General features: G+C 70.0%; 20 protein-coding genes. 5 read left to right on the top strand and 15 right to left on the bottom strand.

Translation table 11 applies throughout. The features are described 5' to 3' along the window. The first annotated feature begins 16 nt into the window (after window positions 1-16). A complete protein-coding gene (locus OG485_RS31520) occupies window positions 17-3100 on the top strand; it encodes a pPIWI_RE module domain-containing protein (RefSeq protein WP_328671970.1) in 3084 nt (1027 codons plus the stop codon). Window positions 3101-3387: 287 nt separating this feature from the next. Here the strand turns inward: OG485_RS31520 and OG485_RS31515 are convergent, their stop codons facing one another. Both OG485_RS31515 and OG485_RS31510 read right to left on the bottom strand, forming a co-directional pair. Further along, on the bottom strand, window positions 3388-4716 hold the full coding sequence (locus OG485_RS31515; RefSeq protein ID WP_328671969.1) for a class I SAM-dependent RNA methyltransferase: 1329 nt from the start codon (window positions 4714-4716) through the stop codon (window positions 3388-3390). Between the two features lie 115 nt (window positions 4717-4831). Next, window positions 4832-6880, bottom strand: coding sequence for an APC family permease (locus tag OG485_RS31510; RefSeq protein WP_328671968.1), 2049 nt, complete (start codon window positions 6878-6880; stop codon window positions 4832-4834). A 451-nt stretch (window positions 6881-7331) separates the two neighbouring features. On the opposite strand from OG485_RS31510, the gene OG485_RS31505 reads away from it, so the two are divergent. Both OG485_RS31505 and OG485_RS31500 read left to right on the top strand, forming a co-directional pair. Next, window positions 7332-8003 (top strand): potassium channel family protein, encoded by a 672-nt coding sequence (locus OG485_RS31505; RefSeq protein WP_328671967.1) that lies wholly within the window; start codon window positions 7332-7334, stop codon window positions 8001-8003. Continuing rightward, window positions 8003-8683 (top strand): potassium channel family protein, encoded by a 681-nt coding sequence (locus OG485_RS31500; protein WP_326785033.1) that lies wholly within the window; start codon window positions 8003-8005, stop codon window positions 8681-8683. Before OG485_RS31505 ends, OG485_RS31500 begins: the two co-directional genes overlap by 1 nt. Before the next feature lie 158 nt (window positions 8684-8841). Here OG485_RS31500 and OG485_RS31495 read toward each other — a convergent pair whose 3' ends face one another. From OG485_RS31495 to OG485_RS31460, 8 genes are all read right to left on the bottom strand, one after another. Further along, a complete protein-coding gene (locus OG485_RS31495; RefSeq protein WP_328671966.1) occupies window positions 8842-9609 on the bottom strand; it encodes a DUF3159 domain-containing protein in 768 nt (255 codons plus the stop codon). A gap of 3 nt (window positions 9610-9612) precedes the next feature. Then, on the bottom strand, window positions 9613-10011 hold the full coding sequence (locus OG485_RS31490) for an OB-fold nucleic acid binding domain-containing protein (protein ID WP_326785035.1): 399 nt from the start codon (window positions 10009-10011) through the stop codon (window positions 9613-9615). Between the two features lie 127 nt (window positions 10012-10138). Then, window positions 10139-10822, bottom strand: coding sequence for a response regulator (locus OG485_RS31485; RefSeq protein WP_328671965.1), 684 nt, complete (start codon window positions 10820-10822; stop codon window positions 10139-10141). After that, entirely contained in the window at window positions 10819-13362 is a 2544-nt protein-coding gene (locus OG485_RS31480; RefSeq protein WP_328671964.1) for a sensor histidine kinase, read from the bottom strand. The genes OG485_RS31485 and OG485_RS31480 overlap by 4 nt, the downstream gene beginning before the upstream one ends. A gap of 391 nt (window positions 13363-13753) precedes the next feature. Further along, the gene (locus OG485_RS31475) at window positions 13754-14974 is read right to left on the bottom strand and encodes an alginate lyase family protein (RefSeq protein ID WP_328671963.1); all 1221 of its coding nucleotides are present in this window, start codon (window positions 14972-14974) and stop codon (window positions 13754-13756) included. Window positions 14975-15216: 242 nt separating this feature from the next. Continuing rightward, window positions 15217-15981, bottom strand: coding sequence for a DUF3710 domain-containing protein (locus tag OG485_RS31470; RefSeq protein ID WP_328671962.1), 765 nt, complete (start codon window positions 15979-15981; stop codon window positions 15217-15219). Between the two features lies 1 nt (window position 15982). Further along, entirely contained in the window at window positions 15983-16474 is a 492-nt protein-coding gene (gene dut, locus OG485_RS31465) for a dUTP diphosphatase (protein WP_328458050.1), read from the bottom strand. A gap of 44 nt (window positions 16475-16518) precedes the next feature. Further along, entirely contained in the window at window positions 16519-17103 is a 585-nt protein-coding gene (locus tag OG485_RS31460) for a PaaI family thioesterase (protein ID WP_328671961.1), read from the bottom strand. 58 nt (window positions 17104-17161) lie between these two features. Between OG485_RS31460 and OG485_RS31455 the strand changes: the two genes are divergently transcribed. Then, complete coding sequence (locus OG485_RS31455) at window positions 17162-17638, top strand: DUF3093 domain-containing protein (RefSeq protein ID WP_328671960.1); 477 nt, start codon at window positions 17162-17164, stop codon at window positions 17636-17638. Between the two features lie 93 nt (window positions 17639-17731). Here OG485_RS31455 and OG485_RS31450 read toward each other — a convergent pair whose 3' ends face one another. From OG485_RS31450 to OG485_RS31435, 4 genes are all read right to left on the bottom strand, one after another. Then, window positions 17732-18643, bottom strand: coding sequence for a hypothetical protein (locus tag OG485_RS31450; protein WP_328671959.1), 912 nt, complete (start codon window positions 18641-18643; stop codon window positions 17732-17734). Between the two features lie 13 nt (window positions 18644-18656). After that, the gene (locus tag OG485_RS31445; protein ID WP_003997302.1) at window positions 18657-18953 is read right to left on the bottom strand and encodes a DUF4193 domain-containing protein; all 297 of its coding nucleotides are present in this window, start codon (window positions 18951-18953) and stop codon (window positions 18657-18659) included. A 394-nt stretch (window positions 18954-19347) separates the two neighbouring features. After that, the gene (locus OG485_RS31440) at window positions 19348-20580 is read right to left on the bottom strand and encodes a sensor histidine kinase (RefSeq protein ID WP_328447155.1); all 1233 of its coding nucleotides are present in this window, start codon (window positions 20578-20580) and stop codon (window positions 19348-19350) included. 6 nt (window positions 20581-20586) lie between these two features. Beyond that, window positions 20587-21240: a response regulator transcription factor gene (locus tag OG485_RS31435; protein WP_037745430.1), complete on the bottom strand. Its 654-nt coding sequence runs from the start codon at window positions 21238-21240 to the stop codon at window positions 20587-20589. Window positions 21241-21653: 413 nt separating this feature from the next. Between OG485_RS31435 and OG485_RS31430 the strand changes: the two genes are divergently transcribed. Next, entirely contained in the window at window positions 21654-21827 is a 174-nt protein-coding gene (locus OG485_RS31430) for a hypothetical protein (protein ID WP_167455614.1), read from the top strand. 129 nt (window positions 21828-21956) lie between these two features. Here the strand turns inward: OG485_RS31430 and OG485_RS31425 are convergent, their stop codons facing one another. Next, window positions 21957-22772, bottom strand: a complete 816-nt coding sequence (locus tag OG485_RS31425; RefSeq protein ID WP_328671958.1) for an inositol monophosphatase family protein — start codon at window positions 22770-22772, stop codon at window positions 21957-21959. Window positions 22773-22776: the final 4 nt, after the last annotated feature.

The following is a 22776-nucleotide window of genomic DNA, read 5'->3' as shown; positions in this document are numbered from 1 at the left end:
CGCAAGGAGAACCGACATGTACAAGAACATCCGCCGATCCGCTTACCACCTGGCCGAGGACAGCGCCCCCTGGACCGAGGACTTCCGCGCGCTCCCCTTCCCCGAGCACTGGCACACGGGACTCCTCGAACTGCACAACCGGGGGCGGGACGAGGAGAAGCGACAGCTGACCCTGCCTACCCGTCGACTCGACGGCGTGCTGCAAACCCTCGCCCCCGACGTGATCATCCGCCCCCGGCCCCGGACCCCTGTCGAGCCGGGACCGCAGGCCGTCGTCGAACCGGATCCGCAGACCGGCGAGGACTTCTGGATGTACGCCCCTGCCACGGCCCCCGACCCCCTCCCAGGCCGTGCGATGCAGCAGCTCCTCGACGCCTGGCTGCGCACGCTGGGCCCCAAGAACGCCGCACTGGACCCCCGGTTCCGTGCGTTGCTCCTCGCGAGCAGCGCCGACCTGAAGCGGAACCTGCCCTCGTGGCAGTCGGTCACCGGCGTCGAACTACTCACCACCGGGACCACCCCGGGCGGCACCGCCGCCCCCGAACCGCGCCAGTTCCAGCTCGCCACCGACGCGCTGGCCCGCCGCATCCTGACCCTCGACGCCTACCCGTTCGAAGGCGGGGAGCTGCGCTTCCGGGCCCTGCCTCGGGGGCCGCGCGACCAGGGCGCCGAGCTCATGTCCCAGCCCCTGTGCCGGACCATCAAGCGCAAGGAGTGGTGGTTCTCCGTCGTCCTGAACATCTCTCTGCACACCACGCCGTTCGACCCCGGTCCTCGACTCCACCTGCACTGGGGCGTTCGTCGCTGGGCCACTCACCCCCAGGGAGCCGCCAAGCGCCTCAAGCTGCCCTACCGGGAGGCCACCACGGTCCATCTCCGGCCCACCATCCCCTGGCTGCCCGGAGCCCCGTCCACCGAACGCTACGCACTGGCCCGGCTGCGCCGCGACCGTGCTGCCGACGCCTTCGTCTGGGCCGAGAACGACACCGCCGGGATCCTGCGCGGGCTCAGCCTCGCCGGCAACTTCCCCAACCCCGAACATCTCCTGACCGAACCGGTCTCCTGGATCGGCGAAGGCCGGGGCGTGCGCGCCGCCGTGGTCCACAGCACCCGTATGGGAAAGCACGGGATCGGCACCGGCTTCATGCCCAACCAGCGTGCGCAGTTGACCGAATGGGCCGAGCAGGCCCTCCCCGAATCGGTGGTCCGGGTACCCGACCTGGCACGCGGACGTGGCAAGGGCATCGGCGCGCCGGAGAACCGACGGCCCAAGCCGAGGACCGACGAGGCCAAGAAAACCGAGCTGCTGCGCGAGACCCGGGCCCGGCGCGTGGCACTCGCCGCCCAGTCCTGGAACATCGACCACTCCCCCGAACAGGACGCGCCGCCGGTGGTAGAGGCCCGGTTGCTGTGGCAGTCACCCGAAGTATGCAAAGCAGCAGTGGCGCAGTTCGCACAGGCTCTGGGACTTGACGGCGACGGCGGCGCATCCACCTCCCCCCTCACGGACCGGGACTTCGACCAGGCGCTGCCCGGAGCCCCCGTCGTCCTCGAATGGCGGACCCCGGAACTCACTCTCCGGCTGCGCTGCATGCCCCTCGTCGAAGGGCTCGGCGACCGGCTCGTCCCCGACCCTTCGGCCAAGGGCAAGGGCACAGCCCTCGCGACGGCCGTCTCCGGCCGCCGCCGCGCCTTGTGCACCTGGCTCCGCGCGGACGGCGCCAGCCCCTCCCGTCCGGGCCTCGCACTGGTGGAGGTCGCCCACCGCAGCACCTTCCGCCCCGTGACGACGGACCCCAAGTTCGCCGTCCGCCTCGGCTGCGCCGACGCCGGGCTGCTCACCCAGTTCATCGTCACCCCGTCCACCGACCGGCTGATCGACAACGCCGACAGCCTCGACCACCGCACCCACAGCGCCTGGCTCGATGGACTGCGCCAGCTCGGCGTCCGCGTCCTACCCCAACACACACTCGGAGACGACCTCCCCGACGCGCTCCAGTACGCGGCCGTGTGGATGGTCAAGCGCCGTAAGGACGGCCCGACCCGACTCCCCAAGCACCTGCCCGTGGCTGTCCTTGTCACCCCGCTGCCGGGCGTGGAAGGCCTCGCGGCCGTGCGCGGCTGGGACGACAGCACGGGGCAGTGGGTACCGTACCCGCGGTTCCTCCTCCGGCTGGTGAAGCAGGCCGAGATCGACCCCGAGTCGTTCACGGAACCAGAGCCCCCCAGCGGCGGCTCACTCCCCGACGCCCCACGGGTCACCGGCAAACAGTGGCGCACCAATCTCGCCCAGCAGCGCAAGGAGACCGCGGCCTTTCTCCAGCGCGTCCTGCACTCCTTGCGCGGACAGCCCACCGTTCTGATCACTCACGCTCAGAACAGCAGGCTGCACTGGCCCTGGCTCCAGGACGGCCGCATCGAACCTGACCTCATCAAGACTGGTCACGCCCCAGCAGGACGGCTTGATGACGAACTCCGCCTGGTCCGTGTCCGAGGCTGCGGCGGACGTGAGACCGCCCAGTGGTGGGGACTCGCTGAAGCCGGCAAGCCGCACGGACAGCCGGCCGGTTTCTGGACACAGGCCCCGCGCCACCAGGATGGAATGCCTGCCCGTCAAAGGGTCTTCTACAGCTCCACCGAACGCCCCGGAACCCACGCGGTCTCACCCGCCCTCGATCGCCTCGCCACCAGGGTCAATGCTGCGGGCAACCTCACCTCCCAGTCGGGCACCAACGCCTGGAACCCGACCCTGGTGGAGATCGCGGTACTGGGCTGCCACGACGCCCCTGCCTCCCCCGTACCGGGAGGGCCCGATGACGCCGAAGCATTGGCCCTTGCCGTGCACCAACTGCGTCAGGCACCGGACTACGCCGCAGCACTGTCCCTCCCGCTCCCCCTCCATTTGGCGGGACTAGCCCAGGCGTACGTTCTTCCGATGCTCTCCGAGTACGACAGCAGTCCCGCCGAAGAGACGTCGGAGTCCGTCGTCGCGGAACAGAACGAGGACGACCTGGACCCTGATCTGGCCGACGCGGCGGGATTGGCCGCAGAACCCGATGCGAACGAAGACGATGGGGCGGAATCGAGTAACGCATCGTGATCCGGTCGATTGTCTGTGGTTCTCCAGACCTTGCGTTCGTCCCGCGAACGGCACCTCACAGCCCGTTCCCCGGAAATCAATGACACGCAAAGCTGTCTGATGGAGCTGCAGAACGCGCCTCACTTGAGCGTCTGCAATCCGAAAATGCTCTGGTGACACCACTAGCCGGAGCAGCGCTGCCACTGCTGAATCCGCAGGTCAGGTAGTTTCCGCAGCTAGCGCCCGACCTTCACTCGTTGTACGCCCGAAAAGAGGTCGCGCGGGCGACGGCCCCAAGAAACCGCAACTCAGCCGGCCTTCTTCACCGGCTCCAGAATCGCCACGCACTCCACGTGATGCGTCATCGGGAAAAGATCGAACGCCCGCAGCGTCCGCACCTTGTATCCCCCGTCGCGGAAGTACGCGATGTCCCGGGCCAGCGCCGCCGGGTCGCAGGCCACGTAGGCGATCTTTCGCGCGCCCAGCGACGTCAGGTGCTCGACCGTCTTCTTGCCGGCGCCCGCGCGGGGCGGGTCCAGGACAATGAGGTCGACCTCGGAGATGCCGGTGCGCGGGAGGATCGCCTCGACCTTGCCCTGTTCGATGCGGACGCGGTCGAAGTTCGCGAGGTTGTGCCGGGCGTCCTCCACCGCGCGCTTGCCGGACTCGATGCCGAGGACCGCGCCCTGGTCGCCGAGGCGGTCGGCGAGGGCGCCGGCGAAGAGGCCCACACCGCAGTAGAGGTCCAGGGCCATGTCGCCCTTGCGCGGCAGCAGGCCCTGCATGACGGCCTTGACCAGGGTGTCGGCGGCCATCGGGTGGACCTGCCAGAAGCCGCCGCTGCCGACCCGGTGGGTGCGGCCGTCGGCGCGCTCGCGCACGAACGCGCGGCCGTGGACGCGGTGGATGCCGCCGTCCTGTTCGGCGACCCGCATCACGGAGACCGGCTTGTCGAGTTCGACGAGGGGCAGGCGGGCGCCGGGCCGGGGCTCCAGGATCACCATGCGGTCCTGGGAGCCCGTCGCGGCGATCGCCTCGACAGCCTCCATGCCGGACCAGTCGCGCTCCTCGATGCCGAGTTCGGTGACACCCGGGGCGGCGATCATGCAGCGCTCGATCGGCTCGACCTCGTGCGAGCGGTGGCGGCGCAGTCCGGCGTTGCCGTCCGGGTCGACGGCGTACTGCACGCGCGTGCGCCACTGCGGCACCTCGCCCGCGGGCAGCTTGTCGCCCTCGGCGGGCATCACCGTGCCGTCCCAGCCGGCCTCCTCGGGCGTGAGGCCCGCGAGGCGCTGCAGCTGCTCGGCGATGACCTCGCCCTTGAGACGGCGCTGCGCTCCGGGCTTGGCGTGCTGCCAGTCGCAGCCACCGCAGCGGCCTGGGCCCGCGTACGGGCAGGGGGCCTCGACGCGGTCCTTGGAGGCGTCGATGATCCGCACGGCGTCGGCGCGCAGGAACCGCGCCCCTTCCTCGCCCTCGGTCACCCGGGCGACGACCCGCTCACCGGGCAGCGCGTGCCGGACGAACAGGACCTGGCCCTCGTCCGTCCGGGCGATGCAGTGCCCGCCGTGCGCCACGGGGCCGATCTCGACCTCGTACTCGTCCCCCACCAGCGAATTCTTCGGTTCTGCCTGCATGGTGGGGTGACTCCAGATGAGAGGGGGGAAACGGTCGGACAACAGCCGTCCAGTCTACGTGCTCACGGCACCGCCCCGCCCCGTCCGCGAGCTCGCGACGCGCTTCCCGCCCCCGTCAGTTCTTCTGGGTGGGCTCCTTGGGCCGCACCTGGGCCGGACCGCGGCGCACCGCGCCCGGAGCGTTCCAGTCCTGCCGCTTGCGGGCGCGCAGCTTCGCGGCCTCGGACGACTCCAGCTGGTAGGGGACGGAGGTCACCATGACGCCCGGGGTGAACAGCAGGCGGCCCTTGAGACGCAGGGCGCTCTGGTTGTGCAGCAGGTGCTCGTACCAGTGGCCGACCACGTACTCGGGGATGATCACGGAGACCGCGTCGCGCGGCGACTCCTTGCGCAGGCCCTTCACGTACTCGATGACGGGACGGGTGATCTCGCGGTAGGGCGAGTCGAGGACCTTCAGCGGTACGTCGATGCCCCGCCGCTCCCACTCGTCGCGCAGGGTCTTGGTCTCGGCCGGGTCCACATTGACGCTGAGGGCTTCGAGGGTGTCGGAGCGCAGCAGCTTGGCGTAGGCGAGGGCGCGCAGCGCCGGGCGGTGGATCTTGGACACGAGGACGACGGAGTGGACGCGGGAGGGACGGACGCTGTCGTCGGACGGTCCCTCGGGGGCGGCCAGCTCCTCCGCGACGCGGTCGTAGTGCTTACGGATCGCGGTCATCGTCGCGTAGAAGATCACCATGCCGAGCAGGGCGACCCAGGCGCCGTGGGTGAACTTGGTGACGAGGACGACGACCAGGACCAGCCCGGTGAAGAAGGCACCGAAGGCGTTGATCGCGCGGGAGCGGATCATGTGGGTGCGCTTGGCCTGGTCGGTCTCACTGGCCAGATGGCGGTTCCAGTGGCGGACCATGCCGGTCTGGCTGAGCGTGAAGGAGACGAAGACGCCGACGATGTAGAGCTGGATCAGGCGCGTCGAGTCGGCCCCGTAGATGATGACGAGCATGCTCGCGGCGCCGGCCAGCAGCACGATGCCGTTCGAGAAGGCCAGGCGGTCGCCGCGGGTGTGGAGCTGGCGCGGCAGGTAGCGGTCCTGGGCGAGGATCGAGCCGAGCAGCGGGAAGCCGTTGTACGCGGTGTTCGCTGCCAGGAACAGGACGAGGGCGGTCGCGGCGGCCAGCAGGATGAACAGGAAGCTGTCCTTGCCGAACACGGCCTCGGCGACCTGGGAGATCACCGGGTTCTGGACGTAGTCGGCACCGACCGCGACACCGTTGTGGATCAGGTCCGTGGCGGGGTTCTCGGCCATGCGCACGTTGGTGGCCATGGCCAGGGCGATGATGCCGCAGAACATGGTGACGGCGAGCAGGCCCATCGCCGCGAGCGTGCTCGCGGCGTTCTTCGACTTCGGCTTGCGGAACGCGGGGACACCGTTGGAGATCGCCTCGACGCCGGTGAGCGCCGCGCAGCCGGACGAGAAGGCGCGCAGCAGCAGGAAGACGAGGGCGAAGCCCGCGAGCCCCTGGTGCTCGGCCTTGATGTGGTACTCGGCGGTCGGCGCCTGCATGGTGTCGCCGAGCACGAGCCCGCGGAAGGCACCCCAGGCGATCATGATGAAGACACCGGCGACGAAGACATACGTCGGAATGGCGAAGAGCTTTCCGGACTCCTTGACTCCGCGCAGGTTCATCAGCGTGAGCAGCACGATGACGGCGACCGCGCAGAAGACCTTGTGCTCCACCACGAACGGCACCGCGGAGCCGAGGTTCTCGATGCCGGAGGCGATGGAGACGGCGACGGTGAGGACGTAGTCGACGAGCAGCGCGCTGGCGACGGTGAGACCGGCCCGCGGACCCAGGTTGGTGGTGGCGACCTCGTAGTCGCCGCCGCCGCTCGGGTAGGCGTGCACGTTCTGGCGGTAGGAGGCGACCACCGTGAACATCAGCACGACGACCGCGAGCGCGATCCACGGGCTGAAGTGGTAGGCCGACACGCCCGCGATGGAGAGGACCAGCAGCACTTCCCCGGGCGCGTACGCCACGGAAGAGAGCGGGTCGGATGCGAAGACGGGGAGGGCAATGCGCTTCGGCAGAAGCGTTTCCCCCAGCCGGTCGCTGCGCAGTGCACGCCCGATGAGGATCCGCTTGGGCACGTCGGTCAGTTTGGACACAACAGGGAATCGTAAAGGTTCGAACTGGCTGTCGCCCACCCGCCATCCCAATTCGCCACATCATCTGCTCTCCGGGTGAAAACGGGGTGGGCTCCGGCTGCGGATTCCGCAGCACCGGAGATCCACGTGTCTATATGACAAAACGCCACTGCCGACCGCCCTGGAGGACCCATGCATCTGACCGCTGAGCTCGTCGGCGCGGCCGTCGCGCTGGCCGGCCTCGGAATCCTCACCCTCGCGAGTGTCCGCAGCATCACACGGCGCTGAACCGCCGCTCACCGCCGCTCACCGCCGCTCACCGGCGTTCACCGCCGTTCCCCGAACGTTCCGCGAAAAAGGCACGGGCGAACCCGCGCAACGGTGCCCCCGGCCGACCGTGCGTGTGTAGCTTGGGCGGCGGTCTGAGACCCTGTTTAGCCTGAGCCGTAACCATTCATGCGGAAGGACGGTCGTGCACATCGTCATCATGGGCTGCGGAAGAGTGGGTTCCGCTCTTGCCCAGAACCTGGAGCAACAGGGGCACACGGTCGCCGTGATCGACCAGGACCCCACCGCCTTCCGGCGGCTGGGCTCCGGGTTCGGCGGCCGTCGTGTCACCGGAGTCGGCTTCGATCAGGACACCCTGCGCGAGGCGGGCATCGAGGAGGCCGGCGCCTTCGCGGCGGTCTCCAGCGGTGACAACTCGAACATCATCGCTGCCCGGGTGGCCCGCGAGATGTTCGGCATCGAGAACGTCGCCGCCCGCATCTACGACCCGCGCCGCGCCGAGGTCTACCAGCGCCTCGGCATTCCGACCGTCGCCACCGTCCGCTGGACGGCCGACCAGATGCTCCGCCGGCTGCTGCCCTCGGGTGCCGAGCCGCTGTGGCGCGACCCCACGGGCGGTGTGCAGCTCGCCGAGGTGCACACCTCCGTCGCGTGGGTGGGCCACAAGATCAGCCGCCTCCAGGACGAGACGGGCGTACGCGTCGCTTTCCTCACCCGGCTGGGCGAGGCGATTCTGCCCAGCTCGCAGACGGTGCTGCAGGAGGGCGACCTGGTGCACGTGATGATGCGCACCGACGAGGTGGACAAGGTCGAGGCGGCGTTCGCCAAGGGCCCTGAGGAAGAGGCGGGGCACTGATGAGAGTCGCCATTGCCGGTGCCGGTGCCGTGGGCCGCTCGATCGCGGGCGAACTGCTGGAGAACGGCCACGAGATCCTGCTGATCGACAAGGCGCCGACCGCCATCTCGGTCGAGCGCGTCCCGCAGGCGGAGTGGCTGCTCGCCGACGCCTGCGAGATCACCTCCCTGGACGAGGCTGCGTTGCAGCGCTGCAACGTGGTCATCGCGGCCACCGGGGACGACAAGGTCAATCTCGTGGTCTCGCTGCTCGCGAAGACCGAGTACGGGGTTCCTCGCGTCGTCGCCCGCGTGAACAACCCCAAGAACGAGTGGCTGTTCAACGAGTCCTGGGGCGTGGACGTCGCCGTCTCCACCCCGCGTCTGATGTCGGCGCTCGTGGAGGAGGCGGTGAGCGTCGGCGACCTCGTACGGCTGCTGCGCTTCAGCCACGGCGACGCCAACCTCGTCGAGCTGACCCTGCCGCCGGAGTCCGCCCTGGCCGGCACGACCGTCGGCGACGTCGCCTGGCCGGAGGACACCTCGCTGGTGACCATCATCCGCGGCACCCGCGTCCTGACCCCCTCCCGGGAGGACTCCCTGGAGGCGGGCGACGAGCTCCTCTTCGTGGCCGCCCAGGCCCGCGAGGAACAGCTCGAGGACCTGCTGTCGGTCCGCCGCGACACCAGCACGACGAAGTAGCCGTTCCCTTCCCTCGGCGGTACGGCGATACGGCCGTCCGTCGGCGGGAATGAGGATTCGCGCCGTGGTACGACGATGGGGGCGCCCGGAGATTCTCCGGGCGCCCCCATCGTCGTACCACGGTCAGTCGCCCGGAGGCGTCCGCACAAGCACCCTGCTCACGCCTCGCGGCGGTGGCGGGCCGGAGCCGGGGCGTCGCCGCGCTCCTTGGCGAGGGCGGCCTTGCGCTCCTTCTCCGCCTGCTCCTCGGCCTCCATCTCCGCGAACACGTCGATGGGCGGCGGCGCCTTGGCCAGGAAGACCCAGGTGAGCCAGACGGCGAGCAGGAACGGCGGGATCTTCAGGGCGATCAGGACCCAGCCGAACTGGGCGGTGTCGGCCCACCAGTAGAGCGGGAAGAGCACCGCGCACTTGGCGAGCAGGATCAGGCCCCAGGCCCAACTGGCCTTCGCGTACGCCTTCTTGCGGCCGGGGTTGCGCTTGCGCCAGGAGAGGTTCTCCTTGAAGACCGGGCCGAGGATCAGGCCGATCAGGGGAACGCCCACGAGGGTGGTCACGATGTAGGCGATGGCGAGACCGAGCGTGTAGAGCATGCCCGGCAGGTAGAAGTCCTTCGCGTTGCCCGTCATCATCGCGAAGACCACGCCGAAGGCGACGCCGAAGACACCGCTGAAGGCGTGCTTCACGGTGTCGCGCCGCACCAGGCGGACCACGACGAGCAGCAGGGACACGGCGAGGGCGGCGATCGCCGCCCAGTGCAGGTCCTTGTTGATCGTGAAGATGGTGACGAAGAGCAGGCCCGGCACCACGGTCTCAACCATGCCGCGCACGCCGCCGAACGCCTCGAAGAGTGCGGCCTCGGTCACCGCCCGTGCATCCTGCTGGGCGTCCTGGGCGTCTTCGGTCGGCTTGTCGAGCGACGTCACCGGCTACTCCCGTCCGAGGGGTCTGAGTTCGTACTTCGGATTGAACAACACCCTACGGCCCCGGCTCATCGCGATACGGCCCGAGGCGATCAGCTTGCGTCCGGGCTCGATGCCGACGATGGAACGGCGGCCGAGCCAGACCACGTCCAGGGCTGCCGAGCCGTCGAACAGCTCGGCCTCCAGAGCCGGGACGCCGGCTCTCGGCCGCAGAGTGACCGTGCGCAAGGTACCAGTAACCGTGACGATCTGCCGGTCGTGGCAGTCACCGATACGGGTACAGCCCGCGGTCGCCGTGTCCTCCCGCAGCTCCTCGGACTCCAGGTCCTGCTGGGACGAGGAGAGCCGGTCCATCATGCGCCGGAAGCGGCCCGCCGGCTTTTCGGAACGAGGAACAGCACTCATACCGAAAGCGTACCGGGGGGTGCTGACAGCTTCGTACCCGCGGCGCCGCTCCCCGAACCGGCCGCGGGATCCGCTCGATCGGGCGACCGCCGCGGCTCGCACGGACGATCCGCGGGGCGTGGTCGCGTCACCGTTCGAACCTGTATCCCATACCCGGCTCGGTGATGAAGTGCTTCGGGTGCGAGGGGTCCACCTCCAGCTTGCGGCGCAGCTGGGCCATGTAGACCCGCAGATAGTTCGTCTCCGTCCCGTAGGACGGGCCCCAGACCTCCTGGAGCAGCTGTTTCTGGCTGACGAGCCGGCCGGTGTTGCGGACCAGCACGTCCAGCAGATGCCATTCCGTGGGGGTGAGCCGTACGTCCCGCCCGTCGCGGTGCACCTTCTTCGCCGCCAGGTCGACGGTGAACCCCGAGGTCTCCACGATCACGTCGTCCTCACCGCCCCCGGTGGGCTCCGCGCGACGGACGGCGGCGCGCAGCCGGGCGAGCAGTTCGTCCATGCCGAAGGGCTTGGTGACGTAGTCGTCGGCGCCCGCGTCGAGTGCCTCGACCTTCTCGTCCGAGGAGTGCCGGGCGGACAGCACCAGGATCGGCACCCGGGTCCAGCCGCGCAGCCCCTTGATCACCTCGACGCCGTCCATGTCGGGCAGGCCGAGGTCGAGCACGACGACGTCGGGGTGACGCGCGGCGGCGAGCTGGAGCGCGGTGGCTCCGTCTGGGGCCGCGTCGACCTCGTACTTGCGTGCCTTCAGGTTGATGACGAGGGCTCGGGTGATCTGCGGCTCGTCGTCGACCACGAGGACCCGGGTCATGAAGCCTGCCTTTCTGCGACTGCTGATCGGGCGGCCAGGTCGGGCCGACGGTCCACCGCCCGCACCGTGAGCACCATGGTGAGTCCGCCGCCTGGGGTGTCCTCGGCGTTGAGGGTGCCGCCCATCGCCTCGGCGAAGCCTCGGGCGACCGCGAGGCCCAGACCCACTCCGGTGCCGCGCGGGGCGTCTCCGTAGCGCTGGAAGGGCGCGAATATCCGGTCCTTGGCGTCGTCCGGGACACCGGGGCCGCGGTCCACCACGCGGACCTCCACGCGGTCGGCCATGGCGCTCGCGGCGACCAGGACGCGTTCGTCGAGGGGGCTGTACTTGACGGCGTTCTCGACGAGGTTGGCGACGGCACGCTCCAGCAGTCCGGCGTCGACGGCGACCATCGGCAGGCTCTCCGGGATCTCCAGGACCACGCTGTCCTCGGGGACACCGCCGAGTGCCATCGGGACGACCTCGTCCAGGTCGATCTCCCGGATCAGCGGAGCGACCGTGCCGGTCTGGAGCCGGGACATGTCCAGCAGGTTGCCCACCAGGTGGTCGAGGCGGTCGGCGCCGTCCTCGATGCCCGCGAGGAGCTCGGCCCGGTCCTCCTCGGACCAGGCCACGTCGTCGGAGCGCAGGGACGACACCGCCGCCTTGATCCCGGCGAGCGGGGTGCGCAGGTCGTGGCTCACGGCGGCCAGCAGGGCGGTGCGGATGCGGTTCCCCTCGGCCAGCACCTTGGCCTGGTCCGCCTCGTGCTGGAGGCGCTGGCGGTCCAGGACCACCACGGCCTGCGCGGCGAAGGCGGCCAGCACCCGGCGGTCGGAGGCGGGCAGCACCCGTCCGGACAGGGCGAGCGCCATGTGGTCGCCGACCGGCATGTCGACGTCGGCGTCCTCGGGGCGGGTCGCGGGCGCCGGTCCGGTGCTGCCCGCGCACGTCCACGGGTCGACGTCACCGGCGCGCTCCAGCAAGGCGACCGATTCCATCCCGAAGGTCTCCCGGACGCGCTCCAGCAGGGCTTCCAGGCTGGTCTCGCCGCGCAGCACGCTGCCCGCCAGGAAGGAGAGGATCTCCGACTCGGCCCGGAGCCGCGCCGCCTGGTGCGTACGGCGGGCCGCCAGGTCCACCACCGACGCCACGGAGACGGCGACGCCCACGAAGATCACGATGGCGACGATGTTCTTCGGGTCGGCGATGGTCAGCCGGTGCAGGGGCGGTGTGTAGAAGTAGTTCAGGAGCAGCGAGCCGAAGGCTGCCGAGGCGAGGGCCGGGAGCAGTCCGCCGAGCAGGGCGGCCGCGACCGTCACCGCCAGGAACAGCAGCATGTCGTTGGCGAGGCCGAGGTCGATGGTGTTCAGCAGCAGGGCCATGACGACGGGGCCGCCGATGCCGATCGCCCAGCCCCAGATGATCCGGGAGCGCCCGAGCCGTGCCCCGCGGGCCAGCGGCAGACCGCGCCCCTTGGCGACCTCTTCGTGGGTGACGATATGGACGTCCAGGTCGGGGCCGGACTCCCGGGCGACCGTGGCGCCGACGCCCGGACCGAAGACGTACTGCCAGGTCTTGCGCCGGGAGGAGCCGAGCACGATCTGGGTGGCGTTGACCCCGCGCGCGAAGTCCAGCAGGGAGGCGGGGATGTCGTCGCCGACCACGTGGTGGAAGGTGCCGCCGAGGTCCTCGACCAGGGTGCGCTGGACGGCAAGCTCCTTCGGCGATGCGGAGGTGAGGCCGTCGCTGCGGGCGATGTAGACGGCCATGACCTCGCCGCCCGCCCCCTTCTCGGCCAGCCGCGCGGCGCGCCGGATCAGCGTCCGGCCCTCCGGACCGCCGGTCAGCCCGACGACGATCCGCTCCCGGGAGCCCCAGATCTTGGAGACCCGGTGTTCGCTGCGGTACTCGGTCAGGTACTCGTCGGCCCGGTCCGCCACCCACAGCAGCGCGAGCTCGCGCAGGGCCGTGAGATTGCCCGGCCGGAAGTAGTTGGACAGGGCCGCGTCGACCTTGTCGGGCTTGTAGATGTTGCCGTGCGCCATCCGGCGGCGCAGCGCGGGCGGCGACATGTCGACCAGCTCGATCTGGTCCGCCCGCCGCACCACCTCGTCCGGCACGGTCTCGCGCTGCCGCACACCCGTTATCGACTCGACGACGTCGCCCAGTGACTCCAGGTGCTGGATGTTGACGGTGGAGACGACATCGACGCCGGCGGCGAGCAGCGCCTCCACGTCCTGCCAGCGCTTGGCGTTGCGGGAGCCGGGTACGTTGGTGTGGGCGAGTTCGTCCACCAGTGCGACGGCCGGGGCGCGGCGGAGCACGGCGTCGACGTCCATCTCGGTGAAGACCCCGCCCCGGTACTCCAGATCCTTGCGCGGAACCTGCTCCAGGCCGTGCAGCATCACTTCGGTGCGGGGCCGGTGATGGTGCTCGACGAACGCCACCACGCAGTCCGTCCCGCGTTCGACGCGGCGATGCGCCTCGGAGAGCATCGCGTAGGTCTTGCCCACGCCCGGCGCCGCACCGAGGTAGATCCGAAGCTTGCCGCGTCCCATGTGCCTATTGTCTTCCTGTCACCGCTGTGTACGCAGCGTCGACCTTACGGCCAGGATTCCCGGCGAACAGGACGATCGTCCCGCCGGGGAACGTCCTTGACGCAACCCTGATGCCCCGCGCGGCCCTGCACGGTTCCACGTGACCGGTCGGGAGCCGGCACCGGTGACGGTGGCCCTGGTGACAGTGATGCCGACGCTGGTGACAGTGATGCCGGTGCCGGTGACAGCGGTGGTGGCGCAGGTGACAGTGGTGGTGCCGTTGACAGCGACGGTGGTGCTGGTGACGGTCCGGCTCATGTTCTCTCCCCGTGATCCCGGTGGACCGGGCGCCGGTGTCCCGGCCGGACGCCCGGTCCCTCATTGCTTCATCGGACGGGACCCCGGATCCGGTTCACGCGGGATTGTCGCCGTGCGTCAGCGTCTCCCACGCGACGAAGAGGTTGTTGCTGCCGGCCGGACGGTTCTGCTGGGTGAGTGCCTGGGTATTGGTCATCGCGATGCCCAGACGGTTGTGCAGGGCGTTGTAGCCGACCTCGGTGACCGGGCCGAGTCCGAGGTTCAGCGAGCCGCCGCACAGCCAGCTCGGCACGGCCGTACCCAGCTGGTACTTCGCCTGGAAGCCGAGCGCCTGGCGCAGCCGCTCGCCGACGTCGGTGCCGTAGAGGTCCTGCCCCTGGATGCGGCTCGTCTCGGCGATGTGGGAGATGGCCGAGATGCCGTAGCCGGTGTGGGTGAGGTCGCGGCAGGTCTCCTGTGTGAGCCCGGTGACGAACGTGGACTGCCCCTGCCAGTAGCTGACGATCTTCGCGGTGGTGTCGAGGTTCTGGCTCGGCACGGTCTTGGGCACGGCGCCGTCGGCCGAGAGGTAGACGTACGCCGCGGTGCGCGTCCGGAACTTCGCCATGGCCTTGTCGTACGACGTCTTGTCATCCAGGAAGACGGAGATGCCGACCGCCGCCTCCATCATCGACAGCTCCCAGTTCCCGTTGGAGTTGGAACCGTTGATGATCTGGGGCAGGTAGACGTCGCGCAGCATGCTCGCGAAGCGGCCGGAGTTCGCCCAGGAGCCGGTGTACGTGTACTTGATGATCTCTGCGGCCTTGGGCCAGGAGGAGCCCGCCCAGCCGGTCTGGAGGGGTGCGTTGCTGTTGGTGTGGGACTTGATCACCGCGGACCAGGCGTCCATCAGCTCGATGGCCTTCTTGGCGTACCGGTCGTCGCGCGTGATGTACCAGGCGAGGGCGTCGGTGTACGCGGCGATCGCGTCCTCGCGCTCGTCCGTGCAGCCGTAGTTGGGGTTGGAGTACGAGCCGCACTCGACGGTCGCGCGGGGCGTGGGGGTGCGCGTGAGCGAGGCGTACTTGCTCGCCGTCATCTGGTCGTAGGCGCCCTTCCAGGGCTGGGCGCCGGCCAGGACCTCGGTGCGGGCGAAGTCCAGCTGTCCCCTGGAGACGGTGACTCCGGGGTGGACGAAGGCGGCGGGTGCCGCGTCGGCCCGGTGCGCGCCGGGCCAGGACAGGAGGGTGCCGACGAGTGCGGCGGTCGCGGCGGCGACGGTGACGAGGAAGGCCGGGCGCCGTCTGCGGCGATGCCGAGTGGGGGTGTCGGACATGCAGAGCCATCCATTCTTGTATGTGAACTACACACGGGATGCTGAACATGAGGTGCTGGCCGGTGACCATAGGTACGGACCAGACTTCCGTCAAGACTTGAGGAAAGAGCCGCTGCTCAGCCGTCGTTCACGTACAGGAATGCGGCGAGGCGTGCGCCCCGGAGGATCCGCGCACGGGAAAGGGCCGCATCCCTGGGGATGCGGCCCTCCTGTTGCCCACTCTTCGTCTGTCCTTGATCCGTCTAGCGGACCTCGGTGATCTCCGGTCCGCGCTGGAGCTGTCCCATGCCGCCGGAGAAGCGGGAGCCGCTCTGGTCCTCCTGCTGGACACCCTCGGGGACCATCTGCGCGTCGTTGGGCAGCTTCAGGACGATCGGGTCGCGCGGGGCCATCGGGCCCTCACCGCGGACGACGACCGTGTCCCGGAAGATCTGCTCCAGCAGACCCGCGGCCTGCGGCTGCACCGCGCCCTGCCCGGAGATCACTCCGCGCAGGAACCAGCGGGGGCCGTCCACGCCGACGAACCGCACGACCTGGAAACCGCCCGTGCCGTCCGGCAGCTGGACCGGTACCTGCGCCCGCAGCTCCCAGCCGAGCGGGCCCTCGACCTCGTCGATGACACCGCCCTGCTGGGTGATCCCGGAGGCGATCTCCTCGCGCACCTCGCCCCAGATGCCCTCGCGCTTGGGAGCGGCGAAGGCCTGGAGCTGCACGGCGCTGTCGTTGACGACGACGGTCGCCGCGACGATCGCGTCACCCGCGACCTCGACCCGCAGCTCCATGCCGTCGACTCCGGGTACCAAAAGACCGCCCAGGTCCACCCGGCCCTCGGCCGGGTCACGGACCTCTTCACTGTCCCAGGGCCCGTCGGGACGCGGCTCGGGTTCGAGCCTCACGCGCTCGCGCTCCCCGTCCTCGTCCGCCTCAGTGTCGACGCCGTCGACGACCTGCTCGGCCTCGCCCGCCGCGTCCTCGGCGGCACTGCCCTTCTTGCGACGTCCGAACACGTCACTGTCCTTCCCGGTCGGATACGACCGACGCGTATCGATTCCCACCCGTCGTGCTGTCCACGGCGGCATGACCGCCCGTGGACCCGAAGCCCCCTGCGGCCCGCGCAGAATCCGGAAGTTCCGCGACCTCCTGGAAGCGAACCTTCTCGACCTGCTGGACGACCAGTTGAGCAATCCGGTCGAAGCGCTCGAACCGCACCGACTCGCGCGGATCGAGATTCACCACGATCACCTTGATCTCCCCACGGTACCCGGCATCAACCGTCCCCGGGGCATTCACGAGGGCGACGCCGCAGCGGGCGGCCAGGCCGGAGCGCGGGTGCACGAAGGCCGCGTACCCCTCGGGCAGAGCGATGGACACCCCCGTCGGCAGCACGGCCCGTTCACCGGGCTCGAGCTCGCGGCTCTCGGTGGTGCGCAGATCGGCTCCCGCGTCACCGGGGTGCGCGTACTCGGGAAGCGGGACGTCGGGATCGACGCGCCTGATCATCACGGCGACTTCTGGACGGGGCTCACTGGCCCCGGGGCTACGGGTCACGGGTTCACCTCGAAGGCACGGGCTCGCCGGATCTGGTCCGGGTCGTTCATCGCCGCGCGGATCTCCTCCGGGCGGCCGTTGTCGATGAAGTGGTCGACCTTCACCTCGACGAAGAGGGCGTCGGCGCGGACGGCGACGGGCCCCTCGGGGCCACCGATCCGTCCGGTGGCGGTGCAGTAGATCTTCCGGCCGGCCACCGCGGTGACCTCGGCCTCCAGGTACAGCACGGTGTCGACGGGTACAGGACGGCGGAAGTCGGTCTCCAGACGTCCTGTCACGGCGATCGTCCGCAGCAGCCAGTTCAGCGAGCCGAGCGTCTCGTCGAGCGCGGTGGCGAGAACACCGCCGTGCGCGAGTCCCGGGGCACCCTGGTGGACGGGGCGCACGGTGAACTCCGCCGTGATCTTGACACCCTCGCCCGCGCGGGCCTCCAGATGGAGTCCGTGGGGCTGTGCTCCACCGCACCCGAAACAGTGTTCGTAGTGTGCTCCGAGGAGCTCTCCGGGGGCGGGCGCGTCGGGGTGCCGCACCGGCGCGACGGCGTCGGCGGGAGGCGTCAGAGCTGCGGAAGTACCACTCACAGCCGCAGACCTTACCCGCGCGTCCACCGAGTCTTCGCACCGTGCCAAGCTTGACGCCATGCAGCTCTCCGCCTCCCCGTACGAAGAACGCCTCACCGCACCCCGCTCGTGGTGGGTGATCAGCTTTCTGGTCGGGCTCGCGCTGGCCCTGGTGTTCCTCCCGTTCGGCACTCTGCCGATGCTCGGAGCCCTCGTCGGCGGCACCGCGGTCGCGGCGGTCGCGGCCAGCGCGTACGGCTCGATCCGCATCCGCGTGGTCGGTGACGCGCTGATCGCCGGCGACGCCAGGATCCCCGTCTCGGCCCTGGGCGGCACGGAGATCATGGACCCGGAGGAAGCGCGCGCCTGGCGCACCTACAAGGCCGACACCCGCGCCTTCATGCTCCTGCGCTCGTACATCCCCACGGCGCTGCGCGTCCAGGTCACGGACCCGGCGGACCCGACGCCGTACCTGTACCTGTCGACGCGGGAGCCGGAGCGTCTGGCCGCCGCCCTGGAGACGGCACGGGAGTCGGCCCGTCCCGCGGAGAGCTGAGTCAGCCGCGGCCGGCGCCGGGTCGGCACGCCGGCGACGGGCGCGCGGCCGCCGAACGCGGCTGAACGGTCGCGGTCGGCGTGCGGGAGGCCTTCAGTCCCCCAGGTCCGTAGGAATCTCTCCGATCCGCACCGGATCCGTCGGCTTCTCCAGCGGTGGCAGTTGCGGGAGCGCGTCCCACGGCACCTGCATCCTGCGCAGGTCCTTGCGGATGTGGCCCGCCACGCGCTTGGTGTCGCGGCGGTTCATCACCGCGCCCACGGCCGCTCCGACCATGAACGGCATCAGGTTGGGCAGGTCCCGGACCGTTCGCTTCATGATCTGCTGGCGCAGCTCGCGTTTCATCTGGCCGCCCAGCGCGGCGTTGATCGTCATGGGCTTGGCCACGTCGATACCGCGCTCGCCCGACCAGGAGTGCAGATAGGCCGTGCTGCGCTGCTTGAGGTTGCCCTGCGGACGCAGGCCGTAGACCTCGTGGAGTTCGGCGATCAGCTTCAGCTCGATCGCGGCGACGGCGGTGATCTCGGCGGCCAGCTCCGTGGGCATGGCGGGCGGCACCGGCAGCATCGCGGCGGCACCGATGCCGGCGCCGACCGTGGACGTCGCGGCGGCGGCGCCCGCGACGAGTTTGTCCGCGAGCTCCTCGGGGCCGAGGCCCGGGAACTGTCTGCGGAGGGTGGCCAGGTCCCGTACCGGAACCCGTGGGGCGATGTCGATGATGCGGTCGGTGACGAACGCGAGGCCCGCCCTGGCCCGGACGCCGCTCCTCGTGACGCCCCTCTTGACGCCGTCCCGGACAGCCTCCACGCGACGCCTCGCGGCAGGCGAGGGAGTGTCCGTGGGGGCCGTCAGGCCGTCTGTGGCGCCCGCTCGGTCGAGCGAGGCTGATCCCTGTTCGGAAGAGCCCCGCTCGTCGTCACGCACGCCTTCAGGGCCCTTGGAGGGCCCTTCGTCCGCCGCCCTGGAGGGGAGGCGGCGCTTCCAAGGTGGGGTCGAGCCGGTCACGGCCGACCCTGCCTCAGTCGCAGTCGCGGCAGATCGGCTGACCGTTCTTCTCGCGGGCCAGCTGGCTGCGGTGGTGCACCAGGAAGCAGCTCATGCAGGTGAACTCGTCCTGCTGCTTGGGCAGCACCCGGACGGCCAGCTCTTCGTTCGAGAGGTCCGCACCGGGCAGCTCCAGGCCTTCCGCGGCCTCGAACTCATCTACGTCGACGGACGAGGTCGACTTGTCGTTCCGGCGAGCCTTCAGTTCTTCAAGGCTGTCCGAGTCGACGTCGTCGTCGGTCTTGCGCGGGGTGTCGTAATCCGTTGCCATTGTCGCTCTCCCCCTCTGGGTGTCTTCGGTGTCTCCAGCGCACGTAACGCGTGAGAGGCCGGACTTGTGCCCGACCCGAGGCGGAGATTTTGCCTCACATCAAGGTCTGTTACTCAATCGACACCCAGCCGGACTCATCAAGAGTGATCGGCTTGGATGGCGATGCGGACCGTACACGGTCCTGGGGTCGCACTTCAAAGGCGCCCCACCGTGTACTTCCCGTGATCAGGACCCCCGAAAACCCGGATTTTCCCGGCTTTCCGGCAGTCCGCATGATCACGGACAGTAGATGGACAGAAAATCGCCTTTGTGATCGATCACACACGGGTCGCTCGGGTGGGTGACCCGAAAATTCCGCGCAAAGCGAACATCGCCGCGTGTCCGCGACATGGTCTCAGATGGGAAGGGTGACGCGCATCACGAGCCCACCCCCTTCTCGGGGCCGGGCGACGATGTGACCCCCGTGCGCACGGGCCACCGACCGGACGATCGACAGGCCAAGGCCCACGCCCTTGTCGCTGCCCGTGCGCTCCGTGCGCAGCCGCCGGAAGGGTTCGAAAAGATTGTCGACCTCGTACGCGGGAACGACCGGTCCCGTGTTCGATACCTCCAGGACCGCCCGGCCGTGCTCCGTGTCGGTCGTGACCTCGACCCAGCCGTCCTGCGGCACGTTGTACCGGACGGCGTTCTGGACGAGGTTCAGGGCGATCCGCTCCAGGAGGACGCCGTTGCCCTGGACGACCACCGGAGCGCGCAGCCCGCGGATCTCCACGCCCTTGGCCTCCGCCTCGGCGTGCACCTGGTCGACGGCCTGCGAGGCGACCTCGGCGAGGTCCACCGGCTTGCGCTCGATGATCTGGTTGTCGCTGCGGGCGAGCAGCAGCAGGCCCTCGACGAGCTGTTCGCTGCGTTCGTTGGTGGCGAGCAGCGTCTTGCCGAGCTGCTGCATCTCCGTCGGCACCCCGGGGCCGGAGAGGTGCACCTCCAGGAGCGTGCGGTTGATCGCGAGAGGTGTGCGCAGTTCGTGGGAGGCGTTCCCGACGAACCGCTGCTGGGCGGTGAAGGCCCGCTGAAGCCGCTCCAGCATGTCGTCGAAGGTGTCCGCGAGCTCCTTCAGCTCGTCGTCCGGGCCGTCCAGCTCGATCCGCCGGGACAGGTCGGAGCCGGCCACCGCGCGCGCGGTGCGGGTGATGTGGCCGAGCGGCGACAGGACGCGGCCCGCCATCGCGTAGCCGAACGCGAAGGCGATGACCGCGAGGCCGAGCAGGGCCAGCAGGGAGCGGCTGAGCAGGTCGTCGAGGGCGTGCTGGCGCTGCCGGTTCACGCAGTCGGCCATCGCGCTGTTGAGCTCGTCCGCCGAGGGTGCCGACGGGAGGTTGCAGGTGCTGCTGCCGACCTGTCCAGAAATGATCTTGAAGGGGAGTTCGCTGCCGACGTTCAGCGCCTGCGCCGCGAGCAGGTAGATGATCGACAGCAGCATGATGCCGGCGATCAGGAACATGCCGCCGTACAGCAGCGTGAGCCGTATGCGGATCGTGGGGCGCAGCCAGGGGAAGGGCGGTTCCGCTCTTCTCGGGTCCCAGGTGGGCTTCGGAGGCGCCGCGGGCGGCGCGGGGGTGGTGGCCACGGTGGATCAGATCCTGTACCCGGAGCCGGGCACGGTGACGATCACGGCGGGCTCGCCGAGCTTGCGCCGCAGCGTCATGACGGTCACGCGCACCACGTTGGTGAACGGGTCCGTGTTCTCGTCCCACGCCTTCTCCAGGAGCTGTTCCGCGGAGACGACGGCGCCCTCGCTGCGCAGCAGTACCTCCAGGACGGCGAACTCCTTGGGAGCGAGCTGGACCTCCTTGCCGTCGCGGAAGACCTCGCGGCGGTTGGGGTCGAGCTTGATCCCGGCACGCTCCAGGACCGGCGGCAGCGGCAGGCTCGTACGACGCCCGAGGGCACGCACGCGTGCGGTCAGCTCGCTGAACGCGAACGGCTTGGGGAGGTAGTCGTCGGCGCCGATCTCCAGGCCCTCGACACGGTCGCTGACGTCGCCGGAGGCGGTCAGCATCAGCACGCGCGTGGGCATGCCGAGTTCGACGATCTTCCGGCAGACGTCGTCGCCGTGCACGAGCGGGAGGTCTCGGTCGAGGACGACGACGTCGTAGTCGTTGACCCCGATGCGCTCCAGCGCGGCCGCGCCGTCGTACACGACGTCGACGGCCATGGCCTCCCGGCGCAGTCCGGTGGCCACCGCATCGGCGAGCAGCTGCTCGTCCTCGACGACGAGTACGCGCACGTCGCTTGTCCTTCCTCTGTCACCGGCGGGCACGTTTCAGCGCACCACGCGGGCGGGTCCGTCACGGATGAGAGCTCCATCCTGCCCGTTTCGGCCATAAACCGGCTGTAAGGCGGGGGAGGCGCCAGGGAGGCGCGTCCCGGGGGCCGGGAATGCGAGATTTTCTCGTCGGGTTGAGGTTTCCGTGGAAGAGAGCGGGGGGAGGACGGATTTACACCCCGCGATCACGCTCTGCATGTGGCAAGCCACATTGTGGTACGTCCAACCGCTTCCGCAGAGCGGGCGTGGGTGTCCGGCACCGTCGCCGCCCAGAGCGGGCAGCGCTGGGCACCCCATTCGGAGACGTGATCGCCCCTTTCCATCGGCACACCCCCGTGCCACCCGACCCACGACCCAGGACGAGGGGGCGCAGCATGGACGCATTCACCACAGGACTTCTGCAGCGCATAAGGACGACCGAGTCCGACCTGACGCGGGCTCGCGAGACAGGCGACGACTTCCTCGCGGAGGTCGAGCAGGCCGAGCTCGACGACCTGCACCGCCTTGCCGCCGAGCACGGTGTGGAGGTCGGCGCCACACGCGTCTGATCAGCACGTACGAGAGCGGGGCCCCGGTATCGATCCAGTACCGGGGCCCCGCTCTCGTTCTCGTCCGCGCGTTGCGCCGTCCCTCGTCGGCGGCCGACGGGCGCTGACGGGCGTGCCGTCAGGGGTGCGTCAGTCGTGCCAGGCCCCGAAGTCCTCCAGGAGCCGCTGGAGGGGCTCGAAGACGCCCGGGGAGGCCGCCACCGCGAGATCGCCCGTGGGGCCCTCTCCGGGGCGTCCACCGGTCACCGCGCCCGCTTCCCTGGCGATGAGGTCCCCCGCCGCCAGATCCCAGGGGTGCAGACCGCGTTCGTAGTAGCCGTCGAGGCGGCCGGCCGCGACGTCGCACAGGTCGACCGCCGCCGAGCCGGAGCGCCGGATGTCGCGCACCAGCGGGATCAGCCGCTGGGCCACGTCGGCCTGATGGGTCTTGACCTCGGTCACGTAGTTGAAGCCCGTCGAGACGAGGGCCTGGTCGAGCGGCGGCGACGGACGGCAGGCCAGCCGGCGTTCGCCGACCCATGCCCCGGAGGCCCGGGCGCCCCGGCCGCGGACCGCGTGGTACGTCTCGCCGCGCATGGGTGCCGCCACGACGCCGACGACGGTCTCGCCGTCCTGCTGGGCCGCGATGGACACCGCCCAGGTCGGCAGTCCGTACAGGTAGTTGACCGTGCCGTCGAGCGGGTCGACGATCCAGCGGACGCCGCTGGTGCCCTCGGTGGCGGAGCCCTCCTCGCCGAGGAAGCCGTCGCGGGGGCGGTGTTCGGCGATCAGCGAGGTGATCAGCTTCTCGGCGGCGATGTCCATCTCGGTGACGACGTCGATCGGGCTGGACTTCGTGGCGGCGACCGTGAGGTCCGCCGGGCGGCCGTCGCGCAGCAGCTCACCCGCGCGGCGGGCGGCCTCGTGCGCGAGCTGGAGGAGTTCGGTGTGCAGCGGGTCGGTCACGTGG

Origin of the sequence: Streptomyces sp. NBC_00328, from assembly GCF_036139655.1 — a bacterium.
Lineage (GTDB): Bacteria > Actinomycetota > Actinomycetes > Streptomycetales > Streptomycetaceae > Streptomyces.
The sequence above is the reverse complement of the archived record's forward strand: the minus strand, read 5'-3'. Positions and strand labels throughout refer to the sequence as shown.